The organism is Paraburkholderia caffeinilytica (assembly GCF_003368325.1).
Taxonomy (GTDB): Bacteria; Pseudomonadota; Gammaproteobacteria; order Burkholderiales; family Burkholderiaceae; genus Paraburkholderia; species Paraburkholderia caffeinilytica.
Genome location: NZ_CP031466.1, coordinates 3,533,903 through 3,545,971, shown reverse-complemented (window position 1 = coordinate 3,545,971; position 12,069 = coordinate 3,533,903). Strand labels below are relative to the sequence as shown.

Genomic DNA, 12,069 nt, shown 5'->3' with positions numbered 1-12,069 from the left:
GTGGAGGAGCACACGATGAATAACGCAAACGCATCACACGACGCATCGAACGTCGCGCCACCGAAGAAGCTGCCGTGGTACCGCAAGCTCGGCATGCAGGTGTTGCTGGCGCTGGTACTCGGTATTGCCGTCGGTCTGGTGTTTCCGAAGTTCGGCGCGCAACTGAAAATACTCGGCGACATTTTCCTGGCGCTGATCAAGGCAGGCGTCGCGCCGCTGGTATTCCTCACGATCGTGCACGGCATTGCATCGGCCGGCGACGTGAAGAGTGCAGGCCGGGTCGGCTGGCGTTCGATCGTCTATTTCGAGGTGGTCTCGACCATCGCGCTGATGGTCGGCCTACTCGCCGGCAACCTGCTGCAAACCGGCAAGGGGATGACGTCCGTGAGCGTCGGCGCCGTGCCGGCAACGGCGGCCAAAGCGGCGCCGCAAGGGTTTGGCGAATTCGTCATGCATCTTGTGCCCGACAACTTCATCGGCGCGTTTGTCAAAGGGGAATTGCTGCAGGTGGTCGTCCTTGCGGTGATGGTCGGAATCGGCATTCTCGCGATTCCGGAACGCCGGCGCGTGAGAATTACCGAAGGACTCGATCTGGTCTCCGAGGTATTGTTTTCGTTTATCAACCTCGTGATGAAACTCGCTCCGCTCGGCACGCTCGGCGCGGTCGCCTACTCGGTAGGGAGCAATGGCACCGCGGTGCTGATCGCACTGGCGCAGCTGGTCTTCAGCTTCTATGCGGTGGTTGTGCTGTTCATCGTCGTCGTGATGGGCATCATTGCGAAGCTGGCCGGATTCAGTTTGTGGCGCTTTCTGCGGTATATCAAGGACGAGATTTTCATCGTGCTCGGCACGGCGTCGTCGGAAAGCGCGCTGCCGCGCCTCCTGATCAAGCTCGAAAGACTCGGTTGCGCCAAGCAGACTGTCGGGCTCGTATTGCCGACAGGCTATGCGTTCAACCTCGACGGCACGTCGCTCTTCATGTCGATGGGCGTGATGTTCATTGCGCATGCGTACAACGTGCCCATCACGCTCGAGCATCAGATCGGCCTGCTGTTGCTGATGCTGTTGACGTCCAAAGGCGCGGCGACCGTATCGGGCGGCTCGTTCGTGGTGTTCGCCGCGACCGTCACCTCAACGGGCATTCTGCCGGTGGAGGGGCTCGCGATCATCTTCGGTGTTTACCGGTTCATGTCGATGGCCATCGCAACGTGCAATACGATCGGCAACAGTCTCGCCACGGTGGTGATCGCCAGGTGGTCGCGGACATTCGACGCCGGCGTTGCAGAGCGGCATCTCTATCCCGAGCGCTACCCGGAGACCGCGCGGGCCGATGCCAGTCTCGGGGACGGGAATTTGCTGCCGGAAGATACGAGCGACGCCAATCCGCATCCGGGTGGAATACGGATGAAGACCGCCGGCACTTCGCAGTGACGGTTTTCAGGCAACGAGCGAGCGCCAGCCGTGGGGACTGCTGGCTCCAACCACTCACGCATTGCTTAAGGAAACCTTAAGCAATACAAACTATTACGTGATTTTCTCGCCGTAGCATAAATCGTTGGTGCGTTATGGAATCGAAAGCGTCGATTCATCCGGAGGACTCAATTGCACTGCACATTCATCCCTGATTACCGAATCTTTCGCGACAACCTTAAAAGGATGGGAAATGAAAGCGATCAGGAGATGGAAGCGTGCACAAAGCGCCATTGGCGTGGGCGTTGCCTTGCTGGCCGGACTGTACTCGATGGCCGCAATCGCGGGCGATGACCACGATCACGACCGTGAGTCAGTGAAACACGTTCTGCTGATCAGCTTCGACGGTTTGCATGAGCAGGACGTCGCACGCTGCATCGGTTCGAACTCGTGTCCTAATCTTGCGTTGCTGGCCAAGTCGGGAACGACCTACACCAACGCGCACACGCCTGGTCTTTCGGATTCGTTCCCGGGCCTCGCGGCGCTCGTCACCGGCGGTTCGCCCAAATCCGCCGGCCTGTTCTACGACGTATCGTATGACCGCACGCTCTACGCACCGTCCGATAGCAATTGCACCGGCAAACAAGGCTGGAATGTCGTATTCGACGAGACCACCGGTATCGACGGCGAGAACGGCGGTGCACTGACCCATCTCAACGGTGGCGGCGCGTTCAATCCGCAGGCCATCCCGCACGCATTGGTCAATGGCGTCTGCACGCCCGTCTATCCGCACAATTACCTGAAGACCAACACGGTTTTCGAAGTGGTCAAACGCAACGTGAAAGGCGCTCGCACCGCCTGGGCGGACAAACATGCGTGGGGCTACGACTGGCTCAATGGACCGTCCGGCACAGGCGTCGACGATCTTTCCCGCACTGAGATCAATTCGATCGATCCGGCTACCAACACGAACTACACGGACATCTACACGCACACGGAACAGTTCGACAATCTCCATGTGCAGTCGCTGATCAATGAAATCGACGGCAAGGATTCGACGGGCCAATCCAGCGCCGACGTGCCCACGGTGTTCGGGACCAACTTCCAGACATTGAGCGTCGCCGAGAAGGCAACGGTCGCGTCCGGCGGCGGCTATCTGGACGCGAGCTTCACGCCGGGTCCGCAGGTGACCGGCGCGATTGCCTATCTGGACAGCGCCCTGGGCCGCATCGTGTCCGAACTCAAGCAGCGCAACCTCTATTCGTCGACGGCGATCATCGTCACGGCGAAGCATGGCCAGTCCCCGACCGATCATTCGAAGCTGGTCAAGAACGGCGACACGCTCTCGAAACTGCTTGAAGCGAACAACTATCTGGATCCGAACGGCAACTTCGGGCAGAACAGTACGCAAAGCGGCAACCTCAATGACGGAACGGGGCTCGTCGATACGGGGTTCGTGCAGACCGACGACGTCGGCCTGATCTGGTTGCGCGATCAGAGCCAACTGTCCGCGGTCGTAAAGACTCTGAAAGACAATCTGAGCTGCAATGCGCCTGGCATTTGTGCGGACGGCCCGCAGGCATACATTCTGTACGGCCCGCAACTGAAAGGCTGGTTTGGCGATCCGTCACGCGGACGCACGCCTGACATCGTCGTTCAGCCGAATCCGGGGGTTATCTACACGTCGAGCAAGACCAAGGACGAAGAGCACGGCGGCAACGCGCCCGACGACAGCCATCTGGGTCTCGTGGTCTACGTGCCGCACGCCCATCACGCTGGACGGACCAACGACGAACGCGTGCTGACCACGCAAGTTGCGCCGACGATCCTGCGTTTGCTCGACCTGGAGCCTGAGCTGCTGCACTCGGTCGCTGCTGAAGGTACGCGTGCGCTGCCGGGGTTCGATCGCGAGCACTTTTAAACGAGCTTTCGACGAACCTTAGACGAACGGAAGCACGCCGCGCGGCTCATGCCGCGCGGCGTGCTTCACTGGCAACGCTGTGTTTAATTGCTTTCGGTCGTTTCTGACGACGTCGGCAACGACACAGAGAGCACCTTGATCGATTCCCAACGCGGATGCAGGAGCCGCAACGTAGCGAGGATCGCGCTGTTGGTATTCTCCGACACGGTCACCAGGTCGTTTCCTGTCTGAACTGCTTTCTTGCCGTGCTGGCAATACTGATACTCGACGCGAACCGTTACTGACATGATTACGAATTCCTTCCTATTAAGATTAATATCTCGCGAGTGATCGACGGTTGAGTGCCGCCAGTCAGTCCCGGCTCGTCTCGATCCGATCGACGAAGCCACAATCCAGCAGGATCTGACACAAGGTATCAGGCGAGCAGGATGGCCCCGCCACTTCGCTCATCCGGGCGAGCACATCGGAGAACGAAGCGAGAACGCGCCAACTGTCATAGTAAGCATGCAGTTGCGGTACGACCTCATTGCCCAGTTTTTCCCAGCGAACGGAAAGCATACCCACCGTGCCCCCGCCTTCCACCCGGTAGAGACCGAAGGTGACGGCCGAGACGACGCCCATCACCCGGCAATAGGAGGCCGTGTTTACATAAAATTCACGCCTAAGACGCTCATCGTCGTTCATCGCCTGTCCCCTGCTGCCTGAGCTTGTGCGGTTGTAAACCGTATAACGGCGCGCAAACGCCAAAGCTTGAGCGATGACCGACGGAAAGATCAATAGCTCCGAACCGCCTTGAACTGAGAGCGCAGCAGCAGATAGAAGGCGGCCACATGCGTAATCATCAGCACAGGCACGTAGATGATCGGAATCGCATACGTCGCGCCGAATTCGCCCGCATGCGCGGGAAGATCGGACTGGATAGCGTGGGCGTAGTCGAGGATGAGGTCGGCCGTTCCCACAAGATTGAAGGCGACGACGAACGACCAGAAGAGTTGGCGCACTCGTGCCGTGAGTAGCGCCAGCATCGCCAGAACGCCCGTTGCGAAGTCGCCGTATGCGGCGAACACGGCGAAGCTGGCAGGCAGATCGGGACTGACGACGCCCGGCAGAATGAAGACCAGACCGAAGAATCGGAAGCTGTGCAAGGTGGCGATGGCGCGTTGCGCGTCGAACGGATCCATCGACTTGAGTTTCGGCCAGGCGTAGACGCGGAAGCAAAGCAGCCCGGCGACATACCCCAGAACGAGTTGCAATTGGAAGAGAAGGTCCGGTGACATGTTGCCTCCAGTCAGGTGTTGCCAGCCGCGTTGAGGAATAGCGTAGGTGTACCATGGCCTTTCGCGAGCGACTATTCATCACAATGTTGACGGGCTATGAAGCAGAACTTCACAGTCAGGCAGGGTGCGCTCGACGGCGTGGAGGCGTTTCTGAGCGTTGCCCAGCATCGCAGTTTTCGCCGGGCAGCCGCGGAACTCGGGGTGACGCCGTCCGCCGTCAGCCAGACGGTGCGTGCACTCGAAGCGCGCATTGGCGCAGCGCTCTTCATACGCACCACGCGTAGTGTCGGCCTGACCGAAGCCGGCGAGCGGTTTCTTTCGCAAGCAAAGCCCGCCTTCGAGGAGCTGATCGCCGCGAGCGAGGTTGCGCGCGGACTTGGCCAGCGGCCCGCCGGATTGTTGCGTCTTTCCGTGCCGCGCGCGGTGGTGCCCATCCTGCTGGAACCTGTGATCGCCTCCTTCTGCCAGGCTTATCCCGAGGTCGAAGTGGAGATCGCCACCAGCAAGGAACTGGTCGATCTTGCAGCGGAAGGGTTCGACGCCGGTATCCGGCTGGGTCAGTTCGTCGACGCCGACATGGTCGCCGTGCCGTTGACGCCGCCGTTTCGTCTTGTCGTTGTCGGCAGCCCCGCCTACTTCGCGGGGCGCAGCCCGCCCAGGCACACGGACGATCTGCGCCAGCACGCGTGCTTGCGATGGCGGCGGTCCAGCGGCGCGCTCGCGCTATGGTCGTTCAACGACAACGGCCAGGCGGTCGAGATCGCCGTATCCGGCCCCCTCATCGCCCACGATTTCCCCACCATGCTTGGCGGGGCCGTCGAAGGCATGGGGCTTGCCCAGCTCCCCGAGCCGTTGGTCGCCGACGGGTTGCGAGCGGGCAAACTGGTGCAGGTACTGGAACCCTTCGCGCCGGTGACACCGGGCGTGTTTCTCTACTATCCGAGCCGTCGGCAGATCACGCCGAAGCTGCGCGCCTTCATCGATCATGTGAAGAGCCGCCCGGCGATCTCTTCAAACAAGGCATCCTGAACATCGGACGCCGTCAAAGCAATCACGTACGCGTTATCGACGCGCCGCCATCGACCAGCGAAGCCGTGCCGGTCACAAAGGACGAGTCATCGGACGCGAGATAAAGCACCGAACGGGCGAGTTCTTCCGGCCGTGCGACCCGCTTGAGCGCATGCAATCCGGTCACGAAAGCCTGCGACTCGGCGGTGTCGTTCATGTCGCGATACATCGGTGTGTCCACGGCACCCGGCAGAATCGCGTTGACGCGCACACCTTGCGGCCCATACTCGGCAGCAAGCGCCTGCGTCAGCCCAATCAGGCCGGCCTTGCTCGCGGCGTAGGCCGCGGTGCCCGGGAACGCGAATGAATAACCCACGAACGTCGACGTGAAGATGATCGATCCACCACCTTGCTTCAGCATTTCGGGGATCTGGTGTTTCGCACCCAAAAAGGCGCTCGTCAGATTGGTCGCCAATGCGGCCGACCAGCCTGCTTCCGAGACGCCCGTGCTCGTGCCCATTTCGCCGAGAGTGCCGGCGTTGTTATAGGCGATGTCGAGTCGCCCGAAGCGGCTGACGGCGAGCGCGACCAGCGCTTTCGCGAACTCCTCCGACTGCACGTCGCCCGCCAGAAACGCGACCTCACCACCTTCGCTGACGATCTCGGCAGCGAGCGTTTCAAGTTCGGCTTCGCGGCGCGCCGCGAGCACCACTTTTGCGCCTTCCGCGGCGAACAGTTTTGCGGTGGCGCGGCCAATTCCCGCGCTTGCGCCCGTGACGATGGCGACTTTTCCTGATAAGCGTTGCATGTTCAATCTCCTGCTGCAGTGTGTCGACCAGTGCCCAGTGCCTTGGTCCGTGAGAAGCAATATAGGCTTCAGTCACTCACGCAGGAAGGCTCAAAACATGGGTATATCATTCAGTATTTGTGAATGATCGTTGGGGGGGAATATGGACCGGCTGCGCGCTTATGAAGTCTTCGTGACCGTGGTGAGCCGCGGCAGCTTCACGCGCGCCGCCGATGCGCTCGAGACGTCGCCCGCCAACGTGACCCGCTACGTGAATGAGCTGGAAGCGCACCTCGGCACGCGCCTGCTGAATCGCACCTCACGCAGGCTGTCGCTCACCGAGGGCGGCGAAACCCTTTACGCCCGCTGCAAATCGATTCTCGACGACGTCGCCGAGACTGAGGGGCTTGTGTCGTCGGCATCGGTCGAACCGCGCGGCCGGTTGCGCATCAATGCGCCCGTGAGCTTTGGCATTCTGCATCTGGCGCCGCTATGGCCCGAGTTCATGCGCCGATATCCCGGCGTGGAACTCGATGTCGCGCTGATCGACCGTGTCGTCGATATCGTCGAGGAAGGCTACGACCTCGCCATTCGCATCTCGCGCGCCGGTTCGACGAGCCACGCGGCCCGCAAGCTGGCGACGTCGAGAAACATCCTGTGTGCGTCGCCAGCCTACCTGGCGCGTTGCGGATACCCCGCAACGCCAGCTGACTTGATCGAGCATCAATGCATCGGCTATTCGTACGCCGCCACCGGCGACGAGTGGCAATTGATCGACAGCGACACCAAGGCTCACACCGTGAAGGTCGACTGTCAGATGCATACCAACAATGGCGATACGGCGCGCGCGGCGGCGCTCGCCGGGCAAGGCGTGATCTGGCAACCCACCTTTCTGATCGGCAACGACCTGCGCGCCGGCAAGCTGGTTCAGGTATTGCCCGAGTATCGCCTGCCCGACATCGACATACTCGCGTTGTATCCGAGCCGCCGGCATCTGAGCGCCAAGATCCGCGCGGTGGTCGATTTCCTGGTCGAGGCGTTCGGCGGCGTGCCGCCGTGGGATCGGGATGGCGGACGTTGAGCGGGTGTCACGCCACCTCCGCCCACCATCCGCAATCCGCGATCGCCCAGCAAGGCGAACCTCGATGGCTCCGTCACCGGATGGGTGCCGACTTGCCTGCGTCACGTATCTCGCAGGCAAGCCGTCATTTACCCACTGAACACTTCCGTCATCTGCGCATTAAAGCCATTGACGAAATCATGCTCACCGGGTCCCGGGTTCGCGCGGAACTGCTTCGCGCCTTCAACCAGAACTTCATCCGCATCCGTTCCGAGCACGGCAATCGTTTCGTCGATGAAGGCGCCAAGCGGCATCGCCTGTTCGGCCTCGCGGCTGTTCATCAGATCCGTGCGCACCCAGGGCGGTGCGATCTCGAGCACGCGAACCTTCGTGTTCCGCAGCATGAAGCGTTGCGAGAGAATGTACGAATGCAGCGCCGCCTTGGTCGACGAATACACGGACGTCACGGCCAACGGAACGAAAGCGAGCACCGAGCTCGTGTAGGCAACCACAGCGTCGTTTTTGGTCTTGAGGTGGTCGAGCAGCGCCGACGTCATGCGGATCGGCCCCATGAGATTGGTCGTGATGGTGGACACCATCAGCGCGTCGTCGATGTGGCCGCCCGCCTGATCAGGCTGCATGATCCCCGCGTTGTTGATCAGCACGTTGAGATCGGGATAGTCCGCGATCAGTTGCGCCGCGACTTTCTCGATGCTGGCCGGGTCGGTAATGTCGAGCTCGATTGCAGCCATGCCGGGATTCGCCGCCACCACCTCGTCGAGATGGCCGCGCCGGCGCCCGCTGATGATGACCTTATTGCCGCGCTTGTGGAGCGCCTCGGCAAGCCCGCGGCCAATGCCCGAACCGCCGCCCGTGATGAAGATCGTGTTTCCGGTAAGTTTCATGATCGTAGTCCTGATGAAGTTGATTTGCTGTCGATAAGGCTGGCGTGGTTAGCCGGGGAAGCGGTCGCCGAACATCGGCAGACCGCTCGCTGATTCGGCCCGTGTCGCTTCGTCCTGAAGCACGTCCCAGTGCTCGGCAAGCTTGCCGTCTTCAAAGCGGACGACGTCGGCTGCAATCCACGCAGCGGGCCGGCCGTGTCCCGAGAAACGCCCATGTGCAATGACATAGTCGCCCTCGGCCAGGATCAGCTGGTTCTCGTAACGCAAGGTATCGGGCAGCGTGCGGATCAGGTCGAACAGGCCGTCGCGTCCCGGCGCGATATGGGCGCTATGCTGGATGTAGCGGTCGGACCAGAAGCGCTCGGCTGCCGCGTAGTCGCGCTTGTTGAACAGGGTGTCGAATGCTTCCAGTACGAGCGCCTTGTTCTGCTCAGAAGTTGTCTTCGTCATGCTGAGATCCTCTTTGAGGAGTGAGGTAACGACGCGGTCGGGCGTCGATTAGCCGTTGTGCCTCCTGCCGCCTGGACATTCAGGTAAAGAAGGCTATACTCAAGACAATGGTGAATGACATTGTCATTGAAATGGATTGTGGGCGCCCACCCCGCCAATGTCAATGGTGATCGACATTGTATTTTTTGATGGGTGTTATTGGGTCGTTGTCGGCCGAAGGGAGGGAAAGTGGGTGTTTCGAGGCAGCAGGCAGTGGAAAACCGGCACGCGATCGTGACAGCGGCTGAGAAGCTGTTTCGCGAGCGCGGGGTCGATGCGGTCGGGCTCGCCGAACTGATGAAGGCGGCAGGCTTCACGCAAGGCGGTTTCTACAACCACTTCAAGTCAAAAGACGCGCTGGTCGCCGCGGTGATGGAAAAGGCGATGGAAGAAGGGGGCGAGGCTTACGCCGCCCTATTCGAACACGCGAGGTCAGCTGACGCTGACCCGGTCAAGTACAACATTGAGTGGTACCTGTCACCCGAGCATCGCGCGAATATCGAGGCGGGCTGCCCCTGGTCGGGTTTTGTCGGCGACGCCCGCCGGTTCGACGACGCCGCCCGCGGCGCTTACGCACAAGGTCTCGCGGCGAACCTCGAACGATTCGCCAAAGTCATCGAAGAGACGGAGGGAAGCAGCGAAGCCAGCCGCAAGAAGGCGATCACGCTGTTCAGTCAGATGGTCGGTACGCTGTTGCTTTCGCGCGCCGTTGCAGACGTTGACCCGGCGCTTGCAGACGAAATTCTCGACGAGGGCCGCGAGCATCTCCTCGCCGCCACGGCGTCCGCTGAACATCATCAGAGGCCGTGTTTTTGACGAGCGTCAGGCGGGGGAATCGTCGGCCTTTATGGCGCTCTTTATCGCGGCGTACTCGAGCATGGCTCCGCCGATCACGTTTTCCCCCTGTTCGTTGAGGGCGGCGCCGGCTCCCTGTATATCCCGCACCTCCTTGTTCTGGCTGAGCTTGATCTTCCCGACCAGCCGGGTGATTTCGATCTCGACGCCAACGATCGCCTTGAGCATCGCGTCGATGTAGTCGCTCGCGCTATCCGTCATCTTCCACGGATGGGGCTGGGACGCTTCATGGGTTCGCGTGAGGCGGGCCACCAGTCCGCGAACGTAGCGCTCGTCGTCGCGGATGGTCACCCGGCCATGAGCGTGGACCACCCTGTAGTTCCATGTCGGCACCTGCTTGTGAAACTCGTGCTTGCTCGGATACCAGGTGGGCGAGATGTAGGCGTCGCCCGCGCGGAACACGACCAGCACCTCGTCCCCGTTGGCCACGTCCTGCCAGACCGGATTGGCGCGAGCGACGTGGGCGTGAAGGACGCCACACGCGCCTTCGCCCGCTTTCAGATCAAACGGGATGTGATTGGCGTCCAGACCGCTTTTGCCATGCGTGAACAGAATGCCAAGCGGATTCTCCGCGATCAGCGTGTGCAGAACCTCAGGGCGCGGCTCGTCGAAATGCTTCGGTACGTACATATAGGCTCCGTGATACGTGCAGCGATGCGCTAACCCTCATTTCAGGCAACGCCGGCGCGGCAGACCCGCGTATCGCAGGACCCCACGCCTGCAAAGAATTGTGGAGGCAAACTGGTTTATATTGTAGAACCAGTTTGGATCATTTTCTTTGGACCAGAAATTCATGGCGCGCAAACCGAAAGCGGTGGAGGTGCCGTCGATCGGCATGCTGGATCGAGCCGCGGGTAATTTGGGCCGCCAGCTCGCGCAGGCACTTCGCGACGCCGTTCGCCGTGGCGACCTCAAACCCGGCGAGGCGCTCCCATCCACGCGCACGTTGGCTGCGTCGTTGCATGTTGCCCGCGGCACCGTCGTCGAGGCATTCGAACAACTGATCGCCGAAGGTTTTCTGCAATCGCATCCTGGCGCCGACACGCGCGTGGCGCAATCGTTGACGCCGCCTGCCGACACCCGCGGGCGTTCCTCATCCGTTGAAGCTGCCCCGCTTCCAGAGCGCGCTCGCCTGTTCGCCCAGGTTGCCCGTCAGTTTCCTGCCGTACCGCAAGCGCCGTTCGCTGTTTCGGTACCCATTGGCCCCGCCGCGCCGGACGACGTCTGGCGCCGGCTCGGCAACCGGCTGCGTGCCCGCGGCCCCGGCGCTCCGGCTGGGTATGGCGATCCGCAAGGGGCCCAGGCGCTGCGCGAAGCGGTGGCCGACTATGTGAGGAAATCGCGCTCGGTTCGCTGCGAGGCTGAACAGGTGATCATCACAAGCGGCACCCAGCAGGGTCTTTACCTGTCCTGCCAGGTGCTGCTCGACGACGACGCATCGGCATGGGTGGAGGACCCGGCCTATCGGGGCATTACTGCCATTCTGGAAAGCACCGGCCGTCCGGAGCGCATGATCCGGGTACCCGTCGACGCCGAGGGCCTCAACGTCGATGAAGGTATCAGGCGGGCCCCGCACGCGCGGGCGGCATTCGTCACATCGTCGCACCAGTATCCGTTGGGCATGCCATTGAGCATGGCGAGGCGCAATGCGCTGTTGGCATGGGCCCGCTCAAACAATGCCTGGGTAGTCGAAGACGACTACGACAGCGAACTGCGTTACGCGGGACATCCGTTTCCGTCGCTCCAGGGGCTCGATCCTAACCGCGTGATCTATCTCGGCACCTTCAGCAAGATCCTGTTTCCGTCACTGCGGCTCGGCTATGCCGTTGTCCCGGCGAACCTCGTGGAGGCCTTCTGCGGTGCGCGCGTGCTCATGGATCGCAATCCGCCAAACGCCGATCAACACGTACTGGCGGCCTTCATTGCGGAAGGTCATCTGGACCGTCACATCCGCCGTATTCGTGGCGTCTACGCGGACCGCCGCGCGTGCATCATCGAGACGCTCGAGCGCGTGTTGCCGAGAGAGGTCGCCTGGTTGCAGCCAAGCGATCAGGGCATGCACCTCGTGCTCTGGCTTGGAGGAGGCGTCGACGACCGGTCGGTGGCGTCGTTGGCGGCCGAAAGCGGGGTTGCCGTGCGCGCGGTGTCCCCCATGTATTCCGACGGAAAAGGTCCGATGGGTTTGATACTGGGTCTCGGCGGTTTCAGCGACGACGAAATCGAAACCGCTACTCAACGTCTCGCCACGAGTATCGAGGCCGTCGCAAGAGCGGCTCGCCGCACGAATCCGCAGAGGAAAAAGGTAGAGACGAGTTAGGTGGCGCCAACGGCTTCCGGCCGGCGAGAATCGTCGCCCC

Annotated in this window: 13 protein-coding genes; 6 read left to right on the top strand and 7 right to left on the bottom strand. The window is 61.5% G+C overall.

Annotation, left to right across the window (positions count from 1 at the left end):
• Positions 1-15 precede the first annotated feature (15 nt).
• Complete coding sequence (locus DSC91_RS15600) at positions 16-1,431, top strand: cation:dicarboxylate symporter family transporter (RefSeq protein ID WP_115779552.1); 1,416 nt, start codon at positions 16-18, stop codon at positions 1,429-1,431.
• Between the two features lie 232 nt (positions 1,432-1,663).
• A complete protein-coding gene (locus DSC91_RS15595) occupies positions 1,664-3,331 on the top strand; it encodes an alkaline phosphatase family protein (protein WP_115779551.1) in 1,668 nt (555 codons plus the stop codon).
• Positions 3,332-3,414: 83 nt separating this feature from the next.
• Here the strand turns inward: DSC91_RS15595 and DSC91_RS15590 are convergent, their stop codons facing one another.
• The 3 genes from DSC91_RS15590 to DSC91_RS15580 form a co-directional block, all read right to left on the bottom strand.
• The gene (locus tag DSC91_RS15590) at positions 3,415-3,618 is read right to left on the bottom strand and encodes a hypothetical protein (RefSeq protein WP_115779550.1); all 204 of its coding nucleotides are present in this window, start codon (positions 3,616-3,618) and stop codon (positions 3,415-3,417) included.
• A 64-nt stretch (positions 3,619-3,682) separates the two neighbouring features.
• Positions 3,683-4,015, bottom strand: coding sequence for a hypothetical protein (locus DSC91_RS15585; RefSeq protein WP_229758355.1), 333 nt, complete (start codon positions 4,013-4,015; stop codon positions 3,683-3,685).
• An 89-nt stretch (positions 4,016-4,104) separates the two neighbouring features.
• The gene (locus tag DSC91_RS15580; RefSeq protein ID WP_115779549.1) at positions 4,105-4,608 is read right to left on the bottom strand and encodes a hypothetical protein; all 504 of its coding nucleotides are present in this window, start codon (positions 4,606-4,608) and stop codon (positions 4,105-4,107) included.
• A gap of 96 nt (positions 4,609-4,704) precedes the next feature.
• Here DSC91_RS15580 and DSC91_RS15575 point away from each other — a divergent pair, with 96 nt between their 5' ends.
• The gene (locus tag DSC91_RS15575) at positions 4,705-5,637 is read left to right on the top strand and encodes a LysR family transcriptional regulator (protein ID WP_115779548.1); all 933 of its coding nucleotides are present in this window, start codon (positions 4,705-4,707) and stop codon (positions 5,635-5,637) included.
• Positions 5,638-5,659: 22 nt separating this feature from the next.
• Here DSC91_RS15575 and DSC91_RS15570 read toward each other — a convergent pair whose 3' ends face one another.
• Entirely contained in the window at positions 5,660-6,424 is a 765-nt protein-coding gene (locus DSC91_RS15570; protein WP_115779547.1) for an SDR family oxidoreductase, read from the bottom strand.
• A gap of 142 nt (positions 6,425-6,566) precedes the next feature.
• Here DSC91_RS15570 and DSC91_RS15565 point away from each other — a divergent pair, with 142 nt between their 5' ends.
• The gene (locus tag DSC91_RS15565) at positions 6,567-7,484 is read left to right on the top strand and encodes a LysR family transcriptional regulator (protein ID WP_115779546.1); all 918 of its coding nucleotides are present in this window, start codon (positions 6,567-6,569) and stop codon (positions 7,482-7,484) included.
• 128 nt (positions 7,485-7,612) lie between these two features.
• Here DSC91_RS15565 and DSC91_RS15560 read toward each other — a convergent pair whose 3' ends face one another.
• Both DSC91_RS15560 and DSC91_RS15555 read right to left on the bottom strand, forming a co-directional pair.
• Positions 7,613-8,368, bottom strand: coding sequence for an SDR family oxidoreductase (locus tag DSC91_RS15560; RefSeq protein WP_115779545.1), 756 nt, complete (start codon positions 8,366-8,368; stop codon positions 7,613-7,615).
• Positions 8,369-8,416: 48 nt separating this feature from the next.
• The gene (locus DSC91_RS15555) at positions 8,417-8,818 is read right to left on the bottom strand and encodes a nuclear transport factor 2 family protein (RefSeq protein ID WP_115779544.1); all 402 of its coding nucleotides are present in this window, start codon (positions 8,816-8,818) and stop codon (positions 8,417-8,419) included.
• A 228-nt stretch (positions 8,819-9,046) separates the two neighbouring features.
• Between DSC91_RS15555 and DSC91_RS15550 the strand changes: the two genes are divergently transcribed.
• Positions 9,047-9,673 (top strand): TetR/AcrR family transcriptional regulator, encoded by a 627-nt coding sequence (locus DSC91_RS15550; protein ID WP_115779543.1) that lies wholly within the window; start codon positions 9,047-9,049, stop codon positions 9,671-9,673.
• 6 nt (positions 9,674-9,679) lie between these two features.
• Here the strand turns inward: DSC91_RS15550 and DSC91_RS15545 are convergent, their stop codons facing one another.
• Positions 9,680-10,342, bottom strand: coding sequence for an FMN-binding negative transcriptional regulator (locus tag DSC91_RS15545; RefSeq protein ID WP_115779542.1), 663 nt, complete (start codon positions 10,340-10,342; stop codon positions 9,680-9,682).
• Positions 10,343-10,505: 163 nt separating this feature from the next.
• On the opposite strand from DSC91_RS15545, the gene pdxR reads away from it, so the two are divergent.
• Complete coding sequence (gene pdxR / locus DSC91_RS15540) at positions 10,506-12,029, top strand: MocR-like pyridoxine biosynthesis transcription factor PdxR (RefSeq protein WP_115779867.1); 1,524 nt, start codon at positions 10,506-10,508, stop codon at positions 12,027-12,029.
• The last annotated feature ends 40 nt before the right edge of the window (positions 12,030-12,069 follow it).